The following is a 23071-nucleotide window of genomic DNA, read 5'->3' as shown; positions in this document are numbered from 1 at the left end:
CGAATGCTTTTTCCGGCAGGCGAAAGACCAACTGAAGCTGGATGGATACCGCGTTCGCCACGTTCGGGCGGTGAAACGGTATTGGGCGGTGGTGCTCTTGGCCTCTGTTTACAGCATCGCCGAATCCCGACAAAACCTCTCCGCCGGGCTGGAGCTTCTTCGGTCGCGGAAAGACCACAGCGTCGTCGAGTTCATTTATGACGCTGCGAAGCAAGATATTCCCATTGATGTGATCAAAAAACAGCTCCGTATCGCGTAAGGGGGACCCTGTTTGTCTCTCTAACTATGGAAATTATTGTAATAAAAAATGCTCATCTACAGTTAGTGATTTATTTTTTGTAGAAGAGGCAGCAACTGTTTCGGAAACTTATGAAATTGCTAATTATTTGTATGACTTTGATGACAGTATGAATATAAAAGACGTTTTTAAGTTTGTTAATACAGGAACGATAGATAAATTCATTCCTCTTTGGAATATCCAAGAAATGACATATGTAAAAGAAAAATATATAAGACCTGTCATCAATAAAAATGATCTGAGAGCAAACTTTAAAAGAAGATATGAACAGGCAATCTCCAAAAAAATAATCATTACAGGTATTAGATATTTTGAGGCTATACTTGACAGATTTGGTGAATATCTTGCGGCAAAATCAACAGTTATATTGAGAAATAAGTTTTCAACTGATCACTTAGAGTATGTTTTGCCGATATTAAATTCAAATTTAGTTTTTTTCTATTTAAAAGAATGTTATAGCAGCTTAGCAATGGATGGTGGGATAAATTTCTCGCCAGCAAATGTATCTGAAATTCCAATTCCTAAATTAACAGATTCCGAAAAACTAAAACTAATAGATATATCAAATAAATTAATGGAATTGAATGAACAATTTTACCGAGAGAAGTTAAATACTTTAAGTGAATTTGCAGATAAGTTCAATTTGAAAGTTAATTCGAAAAAAATAACAAATTTTTATGATTATGATACTGAGGTCATTAGTAAAGAAATTAAGAAACAAAGAGACGTAGTTAGAGTTGAAGAGCTTGAAAATTATATTTCTAGCCAAAAGAAAAAACTAAATAATATTCAGAACAAAATTAGTGATTTATTTAATGAAATGGATCAATTTATATATAAACTCTATGGTTTAGGTAAGGAAGAAGTAGAGCTCTTAGAGGAATTTAAAAATAATAGGCGGTGAAATAATAATGTCAGAAATTAAATACGAAATTATAGAAACGATTGCTGTCTTGTCAGAATCATCAAAAGGATGGAAAAAAGAATTAAACTTGATTAGTTGGAACAGTCGCGAACCAAAATATGACCTTCGTGACTGGTCACCAAATCGTGACAAAATGGGGAAAGGTGTTACATTAACGAAGGAAGAATTGCTTCAGCTAAAGAAGTTATTAAATGAAATGGATGATCTTGATTAATTTTAAAAGCGTGTATTTTTGGTGTGGTGTCTGTCAAACTCAAAAGATTGCCGAAGTTTCATAGAAACAGAGAGTTGAATATGCACATAACCCTGTCAAGTAGACAATGAAAAAAAGAGTATATTAAGCTGCGGTCTTTTCTCGATATTCAATCGGGGAAAGACCGTTCAATTTTTCTTGAAAACGACTGTGGTTGTAAAAATGAATATATTCTTGAATAGCCTGATAAGCCTGTTCAATCGTTTTTGGGCGCACTAAATACAACTTCTCTGTCTCTAAATGTGAAAAGAAACTTTCGATACATGCATTATCATGACAATTTCCTCTTCGCGAATGGCTTCCTTGAATCTTGAGTTCTTTGAGCTGGTTCTCATATGATTTGGTCGTGTACTGAAATCCTTGATCGGAATGAAGAAGGGCATTCTGGCCCAATGGCTTCCCGTTCAGTTGTTTGAGTGTATGCAAGACCAACTCAAGATCATTTCTTTCAGATAACTCCCATGCGACAATTTCATTGTTATATAAATCTAAAACGGCAGATAAGTAAGCAAAGGGATCTCCAACACGCACATACGTAATATCCGTTACGAGCTTTTGGAGCGGATGCTCGGCATCAAACTCATGGTTTAGTACGTTAGGAAATCCTACAGAACCTCTTCGTCCGTAGAAAGGTCGTTTCTTCCGAATCACCGATTTTATACCTAGCCCCCTCATTAAACGTCGTACACGTTTATGATTTACAATGATCCCTTCTCTGGATAATGCCCTTGTCATTCGTTTATATCCGAAGTACGGATGAATCTTATGAATGGCGAGTAAATGTTCTTTCAACAGAAGATCTTCTTCCAGACGTAATGCTCTTTTGGATCTATTTTTGCGCCATTTGTAGTATCCCGCTCTGGAAACTTCGCCAATTTGAAGCAACCATGCCAGTGGGTGCTTTTTCCGTAGCTCCTCAATTATGAGAAACCTTTCTGCTTTTAAGATCACTCCTTCCTGTGTAGATTTGGATGGCGCTTTTTTAGGTATTCGACCTGTGCTTTCAAATACGCGTTTTCCTCTTCTAAACTTGAAAAATGTTTGCGAGTCCATACTCCTCGTTGATCTTCAAAAGACTCTCCATTTTGAAATTTCTTCACCCATTCTGCTATTTGCGCATCGCTCTTGATTCCAAAGTGTTCACGGAGTTGTCGATAAGACCAGCCCTCCTCTAATTTCAAACGAACGACTTCACGTTTCAGATCTTCTGAATATGAGTTAAAGGTTTGTCCTTTTTTCGCCATCAAAAATCCCCTACAGGTAGACTCCTAAGAACATCATATCAAATGTCCTCTTTTTTTACTGTCTACCTGTAGGGGATAATACCAGAGAGCTTCTGTTTTTTTGTTTGTGAAAAATAGTTTCCCAGTTTCATAAATTATTAGTTCTTAGACAATCTGATAACCACGTAATTTGAAGATGAGAAGGGGAGAGTGTTATGGTTCGCCCAAAGAAAATGCTGATTGCCCCAATGGACATTAAGACTTGGTATTATGACGAAATATCGGTGCCAACCGCCTATAAGCGGTTAAATGCGCTACAAAGGTTAGGGTACGATCGGTGTTGGCTGGTGGTGGAGAAAGTGGGATTTCAACAGTATGTGTTGCTGGAAGGGTATCGCGAATACTCGGCCTTTATCGCCTTGCAGCCGGATGTAGCCATTCCTTGTTTAGTTGTAGAGAATGAGCGCAAAAGCAGTGAACAAGAGCTCATTATTAAAATATTGCGAAAGGCCGTCCCGTTGGAAACAACGAGTTGGAATTTTAAAAACGCGCATGTGCGAGAGCTTATGAATAAATACGGCATGGAGATCAAAGAAATTGTCCGCTTAATCGGCCAAGATGCATCACAAGTCAAAAGCTGGACACACAATACGAGAATTCCTGTCCACATTCAACATTTGGCATATGAAAACAGAGCAACGAAAATGGTAGACAACATTTGCAAGTCTATCAATATTCACGAGGAATTGAAGCCTTATTTGTATGAAAGAGCGGTCAAGCCAAAAGGGCATCAAGACAGACTGAAACCCATTGATTTGGAGCTATTCGTCTCGTTTTGCAAGACCATTCCAATACCGCGCCCGCTGCTTCAAAACGCGGCAGATGCGGAACATTTGGTTGATAAAGTACTTCGTACAAGATGGATGATTCCAGATTTTTGGCAGCAATTGTTGCCTGAATGGTTTCCTCATTATTTTCCTCGTCACAGTTCCCCGCAAGATGCAGATTCACCAGAAAATTTCCTACATTGAACGCCGCTTCTTTTTTTAGTGACCATTGGACAAGGTGTTATAACATTTCGTGCATACTCTCGTCAAAATTTACATAGAAGAGACAGCATCCGACATTATTTTCGAGAATATTTTTATAAAATAATGATTGGATCGCAGTGTAGAGAAAGGAGATAGAAGCCATGAAAGAGTATACGGTGGATTTTTTCTTATCGAACGGCCAGGAGATTGGGCATCTTATGAAAGGCCGTTCCATGAACGACGTGAAAAAGCAGTTAACGGATGAATTCGCTTCGAACGAATCTCCTTTTTTGGACCTTGACGACATGATGATCGCCAAATCGCACGTCCAATATTTCATCATTCGCGAATGTGAAAGATAAGCGGTTCAATCGCGAACGTAAAGAGGATACACGCAGCGCATTGGATATCCACTTCTAAAAACTCCTGCATGTAACGGTGTGGGAGTTTTTTCAACGACCCATCTTCTGCTGTGAAACTAGCGGATAAAGCAGCCAACGCAACAACTGAAAATAGCGACGATCAATGCAAAAGAGTGCGCCGCCCTCGTCCCGTCCATCTTACTACCGGAAACGTCGCATAACAGAGGGCAGCAATCGCTTCATTGAATAGCCACTAGGCATAATCTCCTTTGAATATATTCGCGCAGTTTTTCCGTAAAAACCACTTCACCGTCCGCATCACGGGATGGAAATGAAACAAGAGCCTGAAAACGCCCGAAGCGAGCGGAAACAACAACAGCCATTCCCATTTGATCAGCCACGTGAAAACAACTGAAAGGACGCTCAACCATTGATTGACGCGCACTTACGGCTAAGGAATCAACGGAGCTGTTGTTGCTCTTTCAATTCCAACCTTTCTACGGAACGGTGCCAGGCACTGTTCTCAAGAAGATCGTTCAACATTTCAAAAAGTGAAATATTGCCGTTATCCGCGCGTTTATATCTAACTATTTCGACAAGCCGAAGTGGAGTACTAGAAAACGTATAAGTTGTAGCTTGATGAAGGATTTCTTTCAAAAAGGAGAACACGCATCGGAACGTTTTTTCTCGCTTCTCATAGCTTTTTTGTTCGCGATTTTCGCCGGAAAATGGATTTTTCGCCCTTTGCTTTTTTCGTCTTCTTGCGCTTTAATCGTGCTGTACGACTCTCCTGAAAATTCCTCGAAAGGATGGTCCTCATGAAATACCTCGACTTGAAAGTGGATTTTATGTTCAAGCAGCTGTTTGGCCAGCCGAGTCGAAAGGCGATTACGATCGCGTTTTTGAACGCGCTTTTGCATCGGAAAGAAGACGATCGAATCGTCGATGTTCAATTTAAAAACACAGAACTCGTGCAAGAAACGGAAGAAGGGAAGGCGGGACGATTAGACGTGCTCGTGCGCACGAACCGCGGCGAACGCATCAATGTAGAAATACAAGTCGTCAACCAATACGATATGCCCGAACGACTTTTGTACTACTGGGCGCGGCTGTTTTCGTCCTCTTTGTCGAAAGGAGAAAAATATTCTGCGCTTCCGCCGACGATTATGATTGCCATCCTCCACTACCCGCTCTTTCCACACGAAACGGATCGTTTCCATACCGTGTTTCACATCCGCGAAGATGAAGAGCAATTCCTCTGGAGCCCGCATCTTGAATTTCACGCTCTTGATTTGTCACAATTTATGGTAAAATGGAAGAAATACCGCCGCGAAATTAAACGAGCGCCGGAATGGCCGTGGCTGACGATGCTAGCGGCCGTAGACAGCCGAACAAAGGTGGTGGATGAAGAAATGCTGCGCGAATTGGAAGAGCTTGCGCGGAGAGAGCAAGAAATTTTGGAAGCGTTAGAAGAATGGCAAAATTTAAGCGTCGACCCCGAAAATCGCTACTCATACGAAATGCGGCTCAAATGGCTGCTCGACCAATTGACAAACATCCAAGGCGAGCGTGAGGCGATCGAAGAAGGATGGAAAAAAGGGCTTGAACAAGGAATGAAAGAAGGAATAAAAGAAGGAATAAAAGAAGGAATGAAAAACCTTGTTCACGCCATGTCAAAAAAAGGAATGACGGCGAAAGACATTGCGAATTGGACCGACCTTCCGGAAGAAGAAGTGCGTGATTTGTTGAAAGGAGAATAGATGCGACGAAGGGGAGCGAGGGAGCTCTCCTTGTTTTTTATTGCGTAAGCAGGATGAGAGGATTAGGTGGATTGTATAGTAAAAAGATCCAAACATCAAAAATCTGCTGCAAAATCTTGGCTCCATCTCATAAGTTCCCTCCCTTCTTCTTTTCCATCATTTGTGGCATACTATATGTAAGAGGAGGGGCACATGATGACGAAGGTTGAGGTAAAACCGAGTGTCTTGCAATGGGCGATGAAACGTGCGGATCGTTTGGATAAGCTGAAAGATCAGTTTCCTCACATCGATAAATGGATTAGTCAGGAGAGCCAACCGACGCTGAAGCAGCTCGAAAAGCTTGCGAAAGCGACTTCCATCCCTCTTGGTTATTTCTTTCTTCCGAATCCGCCCGAGGAGAAGTTGAGCATCCCTCATTATCGTACGGTGAGGGATGAGGGGGCCGTGCAACCGAGTCCAAATCTTTTGGAAACGGTTCAAACGATGGAGAGACGACAACAGTGGATGCGTGATTATTTAATTCAACATGGTCATCCACCTTTAAATTATGTAGGCCGTGCGAACTTATCAACGGATCCAAAACTCGTCGCCCAAACTATGAGGGAAACGTTAGGTTTAGAAAGTGATTGGGCATCGAAGCAACCGAATTGGCAGGAAGCTTTACGCAATCTTATTAAAAAAATCGAAGACATTGGAATTATTGTAGTGATTAACGGAGTAGTCGGCAATAATACGCATCGAAAATTGGATGTCGCTGAATTTCGGGGTTTCGTCCTTATTGATGACTATGCTCCTTTCATATTTGTGAATGGAAGAGATGGGAAAGCCGCGCAAATGTTTACATTGGCTCACGAACTTGCCCATGTTTGGTATGGGGCGAGCGCTGTGTTCGATTTAGCCAATCTTCAACCTGCTGATATTGAAATTGAAAGTGTGTGCAACCAAGCCGCGGCGGAGTTTCTTGCCCCTGAAGACGAAGTGCTTCATTTATGGAAGCGTGTCGGTACATCGGACGATCGTTTTAAACAAATTGCCCGCTATTTTAAAGTCAGTGAAATTGTGGCCGCCCGCAGAACGCTGGACTTAAACCTCATTACAAAAGAAGAGTTCTTTTCGTTTTATGAGGCGTATGTCAAACGGCTTCGACAAGAAGCGGAAGAAATGAAAACGGAAGGCGGGGGCAACTTTTACGCCACACAAAATATGCGTATTGGCCGCCGTTTTGCCGAAGCGGTGATACGAGCCGCAAAGGAAGGAACGATTCTTTACCGCGAAGCCTATCGATTAACGGGGCTATCTGGAAACACTTTCGATAAGTTTGCCGAATATGTCGATGCGGGGAGATCTGTATGAGCTCTAGCCATAAGTTTGTGATCGATACGAACGTTTTTATTGAAGCTTATAAAAGGTATTATTCTTTTGACATCGCTCCTTCCTTTTGGAACGCCTTGATTCAACATGCCGAAAACGGCCATATCATCAGTATTGACCGCGTGAAACAGGAAATGAATAGTTTTCATAAAGAGGACGAATTAAGCAAGTGGGCCAATGAACATTTTGCTGAATGGTTCGAGCCGACTGATAAGCCGGAGGTTATTAGCACATATCGAGACATTATAACGTGGGCCGTTCAGCAAGATCAATATCTTGATACAGCAAAAAACGAGTTTGCAAGCGCGGCGGATAGCTGGCTCATCGCGTTCGCCAAAACATATCATTTTACAGTCGTGACACATGAACAATTTGATCCCAATTCCAAAAGGAGAATTCTCATTCCGAATGTTTGCCGTGCATTCAACGTGCCCTACACGAATACCTTTGATATGCTGCGTCGCTTAGGTGTTAAATTTTAGTTTAATGCTGATCTTTTCTCCATATGTGGGTATTTGTAAAAATAATAGCTTGATAGTTTTTAAACTTCCCCCTTGGAATACCAATGTATCCAAGGGATTTTTTATGTCGAAAAAAAGCAATAACGACACGATTCGACATGATTTTTCAAAAATTTCTTATAAAATAATGAATAGATTTGTGAATATACGAGTTGTCATCTCATGTTCACCGTTTTGGCATTCAAAGAATGCATTAAGTATGGCAGATTTAGCTTTTTTATTGAATACAAGAACGATGGAATTCATGTATAGAACTGATTTAAATACATTATAAAGTTATGTAAATAGCGAGGTTGTGGTGCAAGTGGGGAAAAGCAATCAGTCCAGTCATTCTGTCGATTTAATAGTTGCGGCTAAAAGCGGCGACTATGAGAAGGTGAAGCATCTTTTAAACGCGGGGGCCAATCCCAACAGTGTCGACAGTTCGGGAACAAGCGTATTATCATATGCGATCATTAATAACCATAAAGAAATTTGCCTAGAATTGCTTAAAGCAGGCGCTGATCCCGATTTAAAAAATCAGGATGGGCTTTCACCGTTCGGGATAGCTAAAAGAGACCATCACACTGAGATTGTGTATATGCTTCATGCGCATAAAACGAAAAACAATAAACCAACGAAAAAAACGGGTCTTTTTCCTTTTGAACCGGGAATGAGCACTAAAACTGCTCATCTTGAATACAACGAGTTTCCGCGCATGCATGAATTTGAACATCAATATTATCGGGACACGATTGAACTTGTAACAGAGGAAATCGAGCAGACTAAAAAGAAACTTAAAAATCGCGATCTCGGCGGAGCGGATTCGAGAACGAATGCTATCCTAGCAACGACGATATCTAAAAAAATTCCTCGGCTCGAAGCCCAGGCGAAAAAACCGTATTTTGCGAGGCTGGATATTAAAACGAAAAACGGGGAAGTTCAATCGTACTATATCGGCTCCCACGGCATGAGCGATGATCGCGTGTATGCAGCGCAGTCATGGTTGGGAGGATTGTATGCGCAAAGAAAGCTTGGAAAAGTGTCGGATTCGAAATTTGGCGAAATTGAGGTAATATTAATTCGACAAATTGAGAATGAAGACGGCCGCATTCAGGCGATCATTGATAAATCATGGGCTGAGAAAAAAGGATACGTCGATCCCATTTTGATGAAACGTTTAAATGAAAACGCAAAGGCGAAAATGAACGAGATTTGGGAAACGATTCAAGCGGAACAAGACACGGTTGTACGGCAAAGGATCTCCGTGCCAATTATCGTGCAAGGATCGGCAGGAAGCGGAAAAACAATTATCGCGCTTCATCGATTGTCTTATTTATTATTTGAGTACAAGGGTTTAGAAGAAAAGAAAGTGATGATCATGGGACCGAATCCCATGTATTTAAAATACATTCAAGATGCCCTGCCACACTTAGATGTGGGAAGCATTAAACAAACAACGTTCGAATTGTTCTGCCATGAGAGAATTCCATTCGAAAAATATGGGTATCTTTTGACAGATTACTATGACATTGTAAAAAAGCAAACGCCGAAAACGCAAACAGTTTTCAGCAAAATCAAAGGTTCTCTTGCTTATAAAAAAGCTGTTTCGGAGTTTTTAGAGATGCAAAAAGAATCACTATTGCCTGATATTGATATGATGGTTACAACGTCGTTTGGGGACTTTTCTTTTGACAAAAGCCGCCTTGAGTCGCTTTTCAAACAATACACGCAGCATAGTTCCATTGAAGTTTCCAAGAACCGGATTCTCGAGGCGGTTAAGTCGGAGTCGGCACGATTTTTAAGACAAGTGCAATGGAATACAAGCGATACAAAAGTGGCCCGCAACGTGGCAAAAGAACTGGATGAAAAGATACAATCTTTGATCGATCATTGGGTACTGCCGAATGTATTTGAACTGTATGGTAGGTTTGTAACGGACTATGCTTTATTGAAAAAATATATGAATGAAATAGATAATGAACAATTAAAATCATTTGCCGAAACAAATAAAGCCATGCTAGAAAACGGATTCGTCACGCATGATGACCTTGCCGCTTTGCTTCATATACAACAATGGCTCACCGGGAAAATTGGGTTGCAAGATGCAACCGATCCGACCCAATTTACAAGCCAAAAGTTTCAATACATTTTAATCGACGAAGTGCAGGATTATAGTCCGTACCAGCTGGCAGTGATCAACTCGGTTGTCGATAATAAGAGAATCACGGTTTTAGGGGATTTAGGGCAAAGCATTCATGATTATCGCGGAATCAGCGATTGGCAAGACGTCAAAGATGCTCTTGACATTACGGATGATGACGAGTACGTGTACTTGCAGTTGTCTACAATTTACCGTTCAACGGTTCAAATCGCTCAACTTGCGAATCAAGTAATTGAGCCGTTTGCCAATGGGCGTTATCAAGTGTCAGAGCCGATTGGGCGAAAAGGGGCCACCCCAAGCATTCGCCCGGTTGCGACTCATATGGAACAATTGAAGGAAATTGAAAAAATTATTAAAAAGCTGAAAAACGACGATTTTCGCAATATTGCCCTGATTACAAGGGACTGGGAAGAGGCGGATGCCCTATATAAAAAGCTTAGTGCCGTTTTACCGGGCTTGCAGCTTGTGACAGATGCTACAGATGCGTATAACGGCGGGCTTGTTATCATTCCTGTCTACTTAACAAAAGGGATTGAATATGACGCCGTCATTTTAACGGATGCCTCTCTCGAGAAATATCGAGATGACGATACACACCGCAAGTTACTGTACGTGGCGATTACAAGGGCTCTCCATCATGTATTTATCCTCTACAAACAAATGCTGGCATTGCCGATATTGGATATCGTGGATCAAGAAGAGGCCCGTCGTATTCGCCAGCAATTAAAAAAGGAAGAGTCTAAAACAACGATTCAAGCAAAACCTGTAGACGGCAAGCAGCACATTCTGTCAACGATTGAGAATGAGTTGAATAAGCTTTTTGTTAGCCATGCTCAAGAAGTGGAGGCGTTAAAAGCACAAATTGCCCAGTTGGAGCGAGAACTTGAAACATATCGTTTAAAAGCGTCAACAAATTTAATAGAAACAACCTCTACAACCAACGACTTGATTACAAAACTCCAGAAACAGGCGTTGTTTGAGCATTTTATAGTTCAGTCCGACGTGAGTAATGTTCAAAATTTTCTTGAATCTATAGACGCAAGAGACGAGGAAGAGAGGTTATTAATTCCACTTTCCGTATTAAAAGATTTAGCATCGTCTGAATGTTATTCGCACATGACAATTGCAATGGATTATATAAAAAGCGAGATCATCAAGAGCAAGTATAAAGGAGGACTCTCAGAAGAAGATACTGCTTTGCTTTTAGAAACGCTGGCCGATATTCTTTTAAATGTTGATATAAGCCTGGACCATGTTGATGTGATGATGGAGAAAGCATTTTCTCTTATAGGGATGCTAGTAGGCAGCAAATATGAAGCATATTGTAAAACATTTTTACAAAAAAATGTCTCGTATTTAAAAGATATTATTTTCGAAGTGAACGATGCGAATTTATTGTTGCAAAGTCTTCGGGTTTATTTTGAGTTTGAATTAATGGATGCAGTCTTTGAATTTTTGAAACAATTGTTTGACGAGTGGAAGTTTTTTGAAACCCAATTTACAAAGGAACAGCTTATTCGCCTTCTCTGGTATGCCTTTTACTTTAATCAAGACGCTGCCTTCATTGAATTAGTGCAATATGATTTTTTACATGTATCGTTGCCTGAAGTAAAATTGTATTTTGCCTATTACCATGCTGCAGGCGGTGATGTGAACGCTAAACAAAAAATAAAAGATTTGTTGACAAAAACAAAGTTGCTCAGTTCGGTGGAAACGGCATTGCTTGAGAATAAAATGTTAAGTTTCGTTGCCCAATGAGCGTGCGGACCTAGATGGAGTTAGGTTGTGTCCCTTGGGAGTCATGCGGTCTGATCCAAACCAGGGGACGCGTCCTATGATTAGGAAGCAGACATCGATGAGTCGGCTAGTTAAATATATGTAGAGGCTACCATTTAGGTTTGAAAAGTAAACATCAGTAGTAAACGCTGGCAACAAACAAGCATTAACCTGTTGAAAATGAGTGGTCAGAACAACCGCAGTATGATCAACTTTTTGTTTATAGCAATTGGTCTATATTCTAAGATATAGAACGTATATTTTTTAGCAACGGTGCATTTGAAAAAGAATCAAATAGAGTTGAAAGGATGGAGAAATAAGTGGAGGAAGTATTAGTTGCGACGTTAGAAGAAGTAATTGCTAATGTAAAGCAATTTAATCGAGATGTTGAAGATCAGTTAGAGATTGTCCAACAGTTGACTCAGTTCAAACATTGGTACTGTTATAAAATACAGAACTATATATTGAATAGCACCTCTTCCTACATCTGTGTCACCACTATTCCCCAAAACTCCATACCACCAAAACAGTCCATAGACTCCAATCAGCGTCAATAATAAGCCATAATATTACCTTCATTCTTTGTATCCCTCCCTTTATCCGTTATCGATATTTTACTACAAATGCCCATTTATTTCTTGAATCTAACGATATATGTTTAGTAATGAAGACTTAAGTGATTATTGGTAAAATATACAACTATTAAATAATCCTTTGATAAAAGTCGTATTTTGTCTTATAATGCAAAATGCTGAAGGTTATAATGACAGATAGCAACGATGTTTTATAGTCAAGAAAATGTATCAAAGGTGATGGCATGAAACAAAAGCTTGTGCATCTCAAAGATCGATTGAATGATTTAAGTAGGCGAAACCGCTCTATAAGAATGTTGAAACTTTACGATAAATGGGCTTTTGATATCAGTTCAATTAATAAACTGAATCAAATGAAACCGGAGACGATTCTAGAAAGAATTGTTGATCAGAAGGGAAATGTAACTTTAGTAAAGCAAAATGTGAATAATGACGATAGTTTAGTTTTATCTAGTAAATTAACGACTCTTTATCGCAATATTAAAGCAATCGAAGAGGAAACAGGGCTTTATGATTTATATGTGGGCTATCCTTACATAACGGGTTGTATGTTAGACGGGACTTTTATTCGTGCGCCCTTATTTTTATATCCGGTAAAACTGGAAAAAACGAAAGCAAGCGGTACTCAGTGGAAGTTAGTTTTAGAAGAAGGGGAACCACAACTAAATCGAACCTTATTTTTAGCATTAAAAAAATTTAACGGCATTAATGTAACAGAAGATATTTTTGATCAAGCTGAAGAACAGGCAAAAACGATCGATTTTTTAAAGTGGATTGCTTGGTTAAAAAGTTATTCATTAAACATTCTTTGGTCCAACCAAGGAACTTTGCAACCTTTCAAAAATTATACGAAAGATACAATCCCTCAATATAAAAAAGGGGAATTTGAATTTGAAAATATCGCAATATTAGGTAATTTCCCTCAAGGCAACTCTGCATTATTAAAAGATTATGATGAGTTAATCGCGCTTGCTGACAATGAAAACGTTGATTTTGGCTTATTGGGAGAGCTCTTGGGGATAGGTGAGAATTGTTATGAGAAGTCGGAAGAAGCAGATGGATTAAGCACCATTAAAAAGCAAGGAAGGAGGGAAAGTGAAAAATTTTTTGTCCTAGATTCAGATGCATCTCAAGAAGAAATTATTGAAGAAGTTGATTATCAAAAAGGGCTCGTTATTCACGGTCCTCCTGGAACTGGTAAATCCCAAGTAATCGTTAACTTAATTGCCAATTCGATCGCAGAAAATAAAAGAATTCTATTAGTTTGTCAAAAAAGGGCAGCATTAGACGTTGTTTATCAACGCCTCGATTCGTTAGGGTTATCTGCTTATGTTGCTCTTTTACATGATGAGAAAAATGATCGGAAGCCTTTATATCGCCAATTATCTTCTTTACTTCAGGATGAAAAATTGATGGAGGAATCTGAAGAACAATTAGAGCAACTTTCTGCTAAAATTGAAAAATGTGAATTCGAATTGAATGCAATTGCAAAAGCATTATATGAAGTTCAGGATCATGGATATAGGGCATATGATTTATACGGTCGCGGAAAATCTATATCAGAAATCGATACGATTTTAGCACTTGAAAATATTTTATCTTCTTTAAACAAAGATAATTTCGAAGACGTGTTAATGAGCATTCTTTCATATGGAAAGTATTATGCGCGATTTGGCTCGAACAGTTATCCTCTAAAAAATAGAAGATCTTTTGCGCATTTAGATTTAAAAGATCGATTAACGATTGTTGAAATATTAAAAAACGTCATTGAGAAAGCGGAAAAAAGTATTGAGTATTTGAGTTCCTTTGATCAGAAAGACATTACTCCGGAGTATAGCTGGCTTGTTGGTGATAAGCTAGAAAAAATTTATGATGACTTAAATCCGGATGAAAAGAAAACGTTGCAGAAATTACGGCTTTGGTGGTGGACATCTTTTACAGGAAGAACGATCGTTGAAGAACTATTAAATGGCGAAAAATTCAAAGGGCTCTCATCAAAAGAGTGGCCGAAACTAAGAGAAAGTTTGCGTATTCTTTACGAATTATCAATAGTGTCGGAAAAGATGTCTAAAGAAGTAGAAGCGCTTAAAAGTTATTTTTCCCAAGAGGCTATTGATCAACTGAATGCTAGAATTACTAAAGGAGATATACCATTAAAAGAGTTCCAACAGCAACAGGAATTTGTTATCCAAGATTTTGAAGAGTTGCGAAATATGGATCGTATTTACGAGGAGAGCTCACCTTTCATTAAATCGGTCATTGAAATGTTGAAGGAAAAGACCGGAGACAATGTTCATAAACATATTGGGGATGAATGGGTAGATATTGTAAGACAATCTGCTTATATTCATTGGATTGACCAAATTGAAAAAAAGCACCCGCTCCTCACTAAAATCGGAACAGAAGAATTTGAAAAATTACGTGAGAATTTTAAGCAATTATTGAGTCAAAAAAGAGGTTTAACAGCAAAAGTCCTTTTGTATCGACTGTTAAAGAAAACACAGAATGCCAAACAAATCAATAGTAAAGCAATAAAAGAGTTGAAGCATCAAACTGAAAAGAAAAAAATGGTTTGGCCAGTTAGAAAATTGGTGAGACAGTTTTCTTTAAATGGTTTACTTGATGTAATCCCGATATGGCTTACATCACCTGAAACAGCTTCCGCCATCTTTCCGCTAGAAAAAGATCTATTTGACATCGTCATCTTTGACGAAGCGTCTCAATGTACAGTGGAAAATGGATTGCCTGCAATTTATCGTGGAGCCAAAGTTGTGATTGCTGGAGATGAAAAGCAGCTTCCGCCTTCGAATTTATTTAAGAGTGACGTTCAAAGTGACGAAGATGATGAAGATCATGCCCAGATTGATGATTCAGAAAGCCTTCTGGGTTTGGCGAAAAGAATCTTACCTGAGAAAATGTTGCAATGGCATTATCGCTCAAAATCTGAAGAGCTCATTAACTTTTCAAATCATGCTTTTTATAATGGTAATATCCAAATAGCCCCAAATGTAGAACCATTGCAGCAGCCCGCTGCGATTCAGTGGCATAAAGTCGATGGTAGATGGATTAACCAATGCAATGAAATTGAAGCGACAGCTGTAATCAATTTATTGAAGAAGTTGTTTCAGTTGTATCCGACGAAATCTGTGGGAATTATTACGTTCAATGCAAAACAACAGGATAAAATACTTGATATGATAGATCGTGCTGTTGAAGAAGATATTGAGTTTGCTGCTTTATACCAGCAAAACATGGCGAAAGAATTAGACGAGAGACTATTTGTGAAAAATATTGAAAACGTTCAAGGGGATGAACGGGATATTATTATCTTTTCCATTGGTTATGCCAAAAACGAGGAAGGAAGAGTGTATAATCGATTTGGAACTCTTGGCCAACAAGGGGGAGAAAATCGTCTTAACGTTGCCATTACACGTGCTAAAGAACAAATCCATGTCGTATCAAGTATTGAACCTAACGAATTAAATGTTTCGGGCTCAAAGCACGACGGTCCTAAGTTGTTGAAAAGTTATCTCGAATATGCAAAGGCTGTTTCTTTGGTGAATAGGGAAGAAATCGAAAGGATCTTAACAGAATTAAACGAAAATAAAAACACAAAGAAACAAAATACAAATTTAATGTTTGATTCTCCTTTTGAAGAACAAGTGTATAATCAATTAACAGAAATAGGGTATAAAGTAGATACTCAAGTAGGTATGTCAGGATATCGAATTGACTTAGCCGTTGTTCACCCTAACAACCCACAGAAATATATTTTAGGAATCGAATGTGATGGTGCAATGTATCATAGTTCCGCTTCGGCGAAAGAAAGAGATGTGTACAGACAGCGGTTCTTGGAATCTAAAGGGTGGAAAATTACAAGAATTTGGAGCCGAAATTGGTGGAAAAATTCTACTAATGAGATCGAGCGGATCGACCATATGATTAAACAGATCATAAAAGAAGAAAATCTGAAAAAACAATTGCAGCATAGCTCTTCATAAAGGGGTGTACCGTTTGTGGTACGCCTTTTTTATGAAAATAATAAGATTTACGAAGAACAGGAATTTTTGTAATTGGGATCATTAGAGAGGATTTATGATTATTCAATAAAAGGAGTTTTTGTTATAAAAACTAGGAATAATTACTGTTAAATAGGGGGGCAAAATAGGCTACAACCATTCATTTCAATCCTAAAATTTTCCCTGCAACTTTATTTTATGAGAACGTATATAGAAGAGAATAGAGAAAGGAATGTTTATAAACGGTTTGTATAAACCCGATAAAGGAAAAGATCATGCGACACAAAGATCATAGGTCCAAAGGTTAAAAGGAGAGTTTTGTACTCAACACAAGTCCAATTCCCTAAAAATCTTTCAATTTATGACAAAAAATGTAGTATAATAGACTAAAATAAACGTTGTTGGAGCGGGGATTATGGCAGTAACAGTACCTGAAACGATTCGGTCTTCTGCGACCACCGGCGAACGGTTAGTATTCCGGACATTGAAAACATATTTGCCGGATGATTATATTGTTTATTATGAACCGGAAATACAGGGGAAAAGGCCCGATTTTGTCATCATCGGTCCGGATCTTGGCTTGGTCGTTTTAGAAGTAAAAGATTATACGAAAAGCACCTTATTGCAAGTCAACCATGACGAATGGCACATCGTTTCCCAAACAGGTGGGCAAGCTGTGGTCAAAAGCCCTCTTAAACAAGCGAGGGACAACATGTTCCACATTGTGGATGTGCTGAAAAAAGACATCAACTTAATCCAAACGGACGGCAAATATAAGTTTTCTTTAAAATTTCCATACGGATACGGCGTCGTTTTTACGAGAATGTATTCACGAGATTTTGTGAAGGAAGGACTGTATTCCGTCATCGAGCCACATTTATGTTTGACAAGGGATGAAATCGATCCGGACAAAGAAGAGTTCTCGGAAGAAATTTTAATAGAAAAAATTCTGAACATGTTCGTTGTTCCGTTCCGTTTGAGAGAGCCGTTGAATATGGAAGAAATCAATGCGATTCGCTACCATCTGTTTCCTGAAGTTCGGATTAGCGCGGAATTCAAACCGCCTGTCCCGTATCAAGACCAATTATTGCTTTCCTTGCATGACATTAAAACGATGGATTTGCATCAAGAAAATTTGGCGAAGCAAATTGGGGACAAAAATAGGCTCATCCGCGGTGTCGCGGGAAGCGGAAAAACGCTGATTCTCGCGAGTCGGGCTAAGATTCTCGCGAAAGAACACCCAGATTGGAAAATTCTTGTGCTCTGTTACAATATTTCGTTGGCAAATGCGATCCAACAAATGATTACGCATATGATCAATGAGCCGGAAGACCTGTTTGATTTTGATTTTACGAACAGCAGCGGGCTAAAACAAAAAACAAACGAAAATATTTTAGTCCGCAATTTCCATAGCTGGCTTAAACACGAGTTGAAGATTCGAGAACAAGATATTTCTTCCATCATTGAAAAGTTAGAAAAGAAAGAAGCAATCTTGCCGACTTATGACGCGGTGCTGATCGATGAGGGGCAAGATTTTGAAGCGGATTGGCTGAAGCTGGTGAGCTTGCTCATCAACGAAGAGACACAGTCATTGTTGATTGTGGAGGATCGCGCGCAAACGATTTATAAAAGAAAGCGTTCTTACCTTCAGGACACTGGTCTTAACTTTCAAGGCCGCTCGAAAATATTGTCGATCAACTACCGGAACACCGCGCAAATTGTCAAGTTCGCTTGGGATTTTTACCAAGCGAAATCCATGTTCAAAAATAAAGTGGTAAGCCGCGAGCTGGAAGGGGAAATCATCGCTCCGCAAAGCACGAAAAGAAAAGGGCCGCTTCCTGCTATTATAAAAGCTTCCAGTTTTGCGGAAGAAATGCGCTTGGTCGCAAAGCAAATTAAGAAGCTGCACGAAACAAAAAAAGTGCCGTTGCATGAAGTGCTCATTTTGTACCGGGTGAAACGGACGCATCAATTGTCGGTTATCGATATTATTAAGAGGGCGTTGGAAAAGGAACAGCTTCCATTTTACTGGATCACTGAAAACGACGATTCCAAAAGGTCGTTTGAAAAAGAGGACGGCAAAGTCAAAATTAGCACGATCGACAGCAGTAAAGGTCTCGACTACCAAGCTGTTTTCATCGTAAACGTAGATTCGATGCCGTTTCCGTTAGAAGAAGACAAAGAGCGCGAAGTTTCCTTGTTATATATCGGGATGACAAGGGCAAAGGAATATTTATGTTTGTCGTATTCAGGGGAATCGGAGTTTACGCAGTATTTTGACGCTATTTTGCGTGAAAGGGAAGAGAGTAAGTTAAGCGTACAAGAAAAAAAGGATGTGCTATGACTGTTCATAATTATTGATCGAGAAATCTCCCAAAAGGTGGGAGATTTCATTTTTATAAATCTATTATTGGTATGGGAGCAAAACCACCTGTTTCTAAGAACCTCGCAACCTAAGATATTCAATAAGCAAAACAGTCCCCCTTATTGTCTTGCGGCAGACAAATTTTCTTGCATCGCCCGCTTTTTCTTTAAGGCAACGAGCGTAATCATCTCATACATAATGGCAGAGGCTAATACAGCGGTGATTTCCCCGTAGTCGTAAGAAGGCAATACTTCAACTAAGTCAAATCCGACGATATTGAGCCCATCAAGCCCCCTTACGTATTCTAGCGCTTCATAGCTTGTTGGTCCGCCTACTTCTGGCGTTCCGGTGCCAGGGGCAAATGCCGGATCGACAAAGTCAATATCGTAAGAAACGAAAACCGGTTTTTCGCCGACACGATTGTGAATGCGTCTCACAACTTCAGAAAATCCGATTTTGCGAACTTCCTTCATGGTAATGACTTCAAAGCCAAGTTTTCTTGCATCTTCGATATCATCGGCGCTGTAAAGCGGTCCGCGCATGCCGATTTGAATCGAGTGATCCACATCTAGCAATCCTTCCTCGACCGCGCGCCGGAATGGCGTCCCGTGCATATATTTCTCGCCGTAATAATGATCCCATGTGTCTCCGTGAGAGTCGAAATGAACTAGCGCTACCGGTCCAAACCGCTCGTAAAACGCCCGCAAGTTTCCTAGCGTAATCGAATGATCGCCGCCCATAATAATCGGAACGATATTGTTTTGCAGCACGGGCCGCAGTTCTTTGACGATATGGTCGTATGTTCGCAGCGCGTTTCCCGGGATGACGTCAATATCTCCGTAATCGACGCCGGAACAATACTCAAAGATATTGATATTCATATCCGGATTGTAAGGACGGAGCAATACGGAAAAGTTGCGAATGTGCTGCGGGCCGTATCGTTGTCCCGTTCGGTTGGAGGCGGCCGTGTCAAACGGCACACCTAATACGACGAAATCGACATCGTCCGTTGTTTTCATATGTTCTAAACGCATAAATGTCCGAACTCCGCAAAAGCGGGGGGATTGGGATGAATCTTTTGGCTGGTACATCGAACAACCTCCTTATCAGGGAACGAAGTATTTGCTCGTTATAAAATGCAAAAAGTGTGCCAAAAAAGAAGAAATGGATGTTCTTGTAAAGCAAATCAAAAAAATTGATTCAAAAATGGATTTTAATCCACTTTTGAATCAATCCGGTATTTTTTTAGCTTTCGAACTACGGTGGGCTGGCTCATTCCAAGATACTCCGCCATTTCGTATGTCGTTTTGCATTGTTCGGCGGCCCGCAGCAGCCACTCTCGTTCTACCTGTTCGACGGCTTCTTTTAACGTCATTGGTTCTTTGTGTAGCGATTGATTCGCTCGCGGCGATTCGGGGTGTTTCTGAATCGAAAAAGGGAGATACTCCGGATAAATCGCTTTTGTTTCAGAGGTAATGACCAATCGTTCCATCATATTTTCCAATTCTCGTACATTGCCGGGCCAGTCGTACTGAACAAGATGGTCGACAATGGATGGGTGAAAATATTTATCCGTATGGTATTTTTGATTGAACTTTTCTAAAAAATATTGGGCTAACATGAAAATATCTTCTTTTCTTTCACGCAAGGAAGGCACATAAATCGGAATCACGTGCAAACGGTAAAATAAATCTTGCCGGAACAGCCCTTTTCTCACCATCTCCTCTAAGTTTTGATTGGTCGAGGCAATCAGGCGAAAATCAACGATTCTTTCTTTAATCCCCCCAACGCGCGTCACTTTTTTCTCCTGTAAAACTTTTAAAAGCTTTGCTTGCATGGAAAGGGGGAGTTCGCCGATTTCATCTAAAAAAAGCGTTCCCTTATCCGCCAATTCAATCAGTCCGGGCTTTCCAGTTTTTTGCGCGCCAGTAAATGAGCCTTTTTCATAGCCGAACATTTCAGATTCAAATAACGATTCAGGGATGGCGCTGCAGTTTACTTCGATAAACGGTTCGTTTCGTCTTGAGCTGTTTTGGTGGAGGGCGCGGGCAAATACATTTTTTCCTACACCAGATTCCCCAAGAAAAAGAACGGTTGCATCCGATTGCGCGACGCGGTACACTAGCTTCCAAATGCGGTGCATCGCTTTGCTTTGAATAATGATATTTTCCGGTTTCAGTTCTTCCATTTCGATTTGGTAATGTTCCATCTGCCTTCTTAGTTTCTCATAGTCTTCTTTCAGGCGTTCCAACTCGGTCAAATCATGAGAAAAACTAATGACGCGAACGATGTGATGTTCTTTATCAAACACCGGGACCCCTGTCGCCATTACGACACGTCCCGTTGCCGTTTGCTGCATAATTTGAACTTCTTTTTTCTCCTTTAACACTCTAGCGGTCACAGAAGGGGAAAATATATGTTCTTTTTCTAATTGATAGACCGTCTTTCCGATCAGATAAGAAACTTCTTTTCCGTAAATGTAAAGGCAGTTGGGGCTGGCGCGGAGCACAACGCCGTTTCCGTCCGTGATGACAATATTGTCGCTAGAAGATTTTAATATGGCACAAAGCTCTAGCTCCAAAACATCCACTACACTTTGCATGAACTCCCTCCTAGCTTTCTATCAGAACTTAAATTACTAATGAATTTATTTAAGGAACGAGAAAATCCTCTTTATTTGTGCAAAAAGTTTTTAGCATGCCTTTTTGAATCAAGAGGGGGAAGGGGCAGGGGTATTAGTTATCTTGAGGAGTGATGTGTTTGACGTGGTTCGGTTCAAAATAAAGTGGTTTAATTCAAAAATGAATCAAACAAACTTTCGAATTTTATTTAGCGTATTAACATACTCAAATCATTTTATTGAATGAACCGTTATTTTTGGCGGTCGGGCAACCAACTACTGCTGCAAATCGCTCAGTCTAGGAAGCGGCTGACGGCAACTTTGAAAGTCTTCCTTTTTAGCGGCTATCCGTCGCAACTATAACGACCATTCTTTGCCAAAGCGAGAAAAATGAATATTGGCACAATAGTTGCATTTTAATTTTTTATCAACCAATCGTTTTTTAAGGGGGGAATATACATGGAGAAGAACAACTGGATGCATCTTTTTCATAAAATGCCGGATTTACTCGCGCCGACGATGGCAAAAGACCATCCTAACTTGCCGGTAGTAAAGGAGAAAGGGTGCTATTACTACGGATTAGACGGAAAAAAATACCTTGATTTTACCGCTGGAATTGCTGTTGCCAATACAGGCCATCGCCATCCGAAAGTAGTACAGGCAATTAAAGAGGCTGCTGACCGCCTTATGCATGGGCCAAGCGGGGTGATCATGTATGAATCGATTCTTCGTTTAGCTGAGGAATTAGCGCAGATTATGCCTGAAGGTTTGAACTGCTTCTTTTTTGCCAACAGCGGCACGGAAGCGATTGAAGGAGCTATTAAATTGGCGAAACATGTGACGAAAAGACCGTATGTTGTCTCATTTACAGGATGCTTTCACGGTCGGTCTTTAGGGGCGCTAAGTGTGACGACGTCTAAAAGCAAGTACCGAAAATATTTGCAGCCCAACGGATTGACGTACCAATTGCCGTATGCCAATCCAAAAGAATGTCCAGACGGGGAAGATGCGGATGTGTATTTTGCTAATAAGCTTGAAAAAGATGCGGCTTCTTTATTTGCCCACCAAGTGACTCCGGAAGAAGTGGCATGCATGATTTTAGAACCGGTGCTTGGAGAAGGGGGGTATATTGTACCGCCGAAAGGGTGGCTGCGCAAAATACGGGAAATTTGTGACCGCCACGGCATTTTACTCATTTTCGATGAGGTGCAGACGGGATTTGGCCGCACGGGCGAGTGGTTTGCTGCACAAACATTTGGTGTTACGCCTGATATTATGGCGATCGCCAAAGGAATTGCTTCTGGCCTTCCGTTAAGTGCGACGGTCGCTTCAAAAGAATTGATGCAAAAATGGCCGCTAGGGAGCCATGGCACGACATTTGGCGGAAATCCAATCGCATGTGCCGCTGCCCTCGCTACATTGGAAGTATTCAGAGAGGAAAGATTATTGGAAAATTGCAGGGAAGCAGGAGAGTACGCTCGCGAGAAGCTAGAAGCGCTTAAGGCGAAACATCCAGCTATTGGGGATGTGCGTTCCATTGGGCTGATGATCGGCATTGAGATTGTTCATCCGCTTACTGGTGAGCCGAACGGAGTCGGAGTCATGAATATTTTGAACCGCTGCCTGCAAAAAGGAGTTCTTTTTTATCTATGCGGAAACAAAGGGGAAGTCATTCGGATGATTCCGCCGCTCACTGTGACGAAAGAGCAGATTGATGAGGGTTTAAACATGCTAGATGAAGCATTGACCGAATACGAAATAGAAATTAACGCACATCCAATCATGAATGGGAAGTCAAAATAGGACTTTAA

The 23071-nt window shown here is 40.3% G+C and carries 15 protein-coding genes and 1 pseudogene; 12 read left to right on the top strand and 4 right to left on the bottom strand.

All coding sequences use genetic code 11. The annotated features are described in order from the left end of the window. The 3 genes and pseudogenes from N667_RS0113375 to N667_RS0113365 all read left to right on the top strand — a co-directional run. Positions 1–259: pseudogene (locus tag N667_RS0113375) on the top strand (IS701 family transposase); the annotation flags it as partial. A 148-nt stretch (positions 260–407) separates the two neighbouring features. Then, positions 408–1202, top strand: a complete 795-nt coding sequence (locus N667_RS0113370; protein WP_156936134.1) for a TaqI-like C-terminal specificity domain-containing protein — start codon at positions 408–410, stop codon at positions 1200–1202. A gap of 7 nt (positions 1203–1209) precedes the next feature. Then, positions 1210–1437, top strand: a complete 228-nt coding sequence (locus N667_RS0113365) for a YdbC family protein (RefSeq protein WP_027410040.1) — start codon at positions 1210–1212, stop codon at positions 1435–1437. A gap of 123 nt (positions 1438–1560) precedes the next feature. Here N667_RS0113365 and N667_RS0113360 read toward each other — a convergent pair. Beyond that, a protein-coding gene (locus N667_RS0113360; protein WP_156936133.1) for an IS3 family transposase occupies positions 1561–2720 on the bottom strand; the annotation gives its coding sequence in 2 pieces (ribosomal slippage) (positions 1561–2462 and positions 2462–2720; 1161 coding nt in all). A 194-nt stretch (positions 2721–2914) separates the two neighbouring features. Between N667_RS0113360 and N667_RS0113350 the strand changes: the two genes are divergently transcribed. Next, entirely contained in the window at positions 2915–3730 is an 816-nt protein-coding gene (locus N667_RS0113350) for a hypothetical protein (protein ID WP_027410037.1), read from the top strand. Positions 3731–3891: 161 nt separating this feature from the next. Beyond that, entirely contained in the window at positions 3892–4092 is a 201-nt protein-coding gene (locus N667_RS0113345) for a hypothetical protein (protein WP_027410036.1), read from the top strand. Positions 4093–4345: 253 nt separating this feature from the next. Here the strand turns inward: N667_RS0113345 and N667_RS19855 are convergent, their stop codons facing one another. Beyond that, positions 4346–4537, bottom strand: coding sequence for a DUF4395 family protein (locus N667_RS19855; RefSeq protein ID WP_156936132.1), 192 nt, complete (start codon positions 4535–4537; stop codon positions 4346–4348). 373 nt (positions 4538–4910) lie between these two features. Here N667_RS19855 and N667_RS0113330 point away from each other — a divergent pair, with 373 nt between their 5' ends. The 6 genes from N667_RS0113330 (at position 4911) to N667_RS0113300 (ending at position 18619) form a co-directional block, all read left to right on the top strand. Continuing rightward, complete coding sequence (locus N667_RS0113330) at positions 4911–5852, top strand: Rpn family recombination-promoting nuclease/putative transposase (RefSeq protein ID WP_027410034.1); 942 nt, start codon at positions 4911–4913, stop codon at positions 5850–5852. A 195-nt stretch (positions 5853–6047) separates the two neighbouring features. After that, positions 6048–7205 (top strand): ImmA/IrrE family metallo-endopeptidase, encoded by a 1158-nt coding sequence (locus N667_RS0113325; protein WP_027410033.1) that lies wholly within the window; start codon positions 6048–6050, stop codon positions 7203–7205. Then, on the top strand, positions 7202–7705 hold the full coding sequence (locus N667_RS0113320) for a DUF4411 family protein (protein ID WP_027410032.1): 504 nt from the start codon (positions 7202–7204) through the stop codon (positions 7703–7705). The genes N667_RS0113325 and N667_RS0113320 overlap by 4 nt, the downstream gene beginning before the upstream one ends. Before the next feature lie 343 nt (positions 7706–8048). Beyond that, positions 8049–11645, top strand: coding sequence for a UvrD-helicase domain-containing protein (locus N667_RS0113315; RefSeq protein ID WP_027410031.1), 3597 nt, complete (start codon positions 8049–8051; stop codon positions 11643–11645). An 835-nt stretch (positions 11646–12480) separates the two neighbouring features. Then, complete coding sequence (locus N667_RS0113305; protein WP_027410029.1) at positions 12481–16257, top strand: AAA domain-containing protein; 3777 nt, start codon at positions 12481–12483, stop codon at positions 16255–16257. Positions 16258–16690: 433 nt separating this feature from the next. After that, positions 16691–18619, top strand: a complete 1929-nt coding sequence (locus N667_RS0113300) for a 3'-5' exonuclease (protein WP_027410028.1) — start codon at positions 16691–16693, stop codon at positions 18617–18619. A 140-nt stretch (positions 18620–18759) separates the two neighbouring features. Here the strand turns inward: N667_RS0113300 and speB are convergent, their stop codons facing one another. Both speB and N667_RS0113290 read right to left on the bottom strand, forming a co-directional pair. After that, positions 18760–19731, bottom strand: a complete 972-nt coding sequence (gene speB, locus N667_RS0113295; protein ID WP_027410027.1) for an agmatinase — start codon at positions 19729–19731, stop codon at positions 18760–18762. A 122-nt stretch (positions 19732–19853) separates the two neighbouring features. Continuing rightward, positions 19854–21242 carry a sigma-54 interaction domain-containing protein gene (locus N667_RS0113290; RefSeq protein ID WP_027410026.1) on the bottom strand — a complete coding sequence of 463 codons (1389 nt, stop codon included), beginning with the start codon at positions 21240–21242 and terminating at the stop codon, positions 19854–19856. Positions 21243–21719: 477 nt separating this feature from the next. On the opposite strand from N667_RS0113290, the gene N667_RS0113285 reads away from it, so the two are divergent. Then, positions 21720–23063 carry an aspartate aminotransferase family protein gene (locus tag N667_RS0113285; protein ID WP_027410025.1) on the top strand — a complete coding sequence of 448 codons (1344 nt, stop codon included), beginning with the start codon at positions 21720–21722 and terminating at the stop codon, positions 23061–23063. The last annotated feature ends 8 nt before the right edge of the window (positions 23064–23071 follow it).

This window comes from Anoxybacillus tepidamans PS2, from assembly GCF_000620165.1.
GTDB classification, from domain to species: Bacteria; Bacillota; Bacilli; order Bacillales; family Anoxybacillaceae; genus Anoxybacteroides; species Anoxybacteroides tepidamans_A.
Note: the sequence above shows the minus strand (reverse complement) of the source record. Positions and strands in the feature narration are given on the sequence as shown.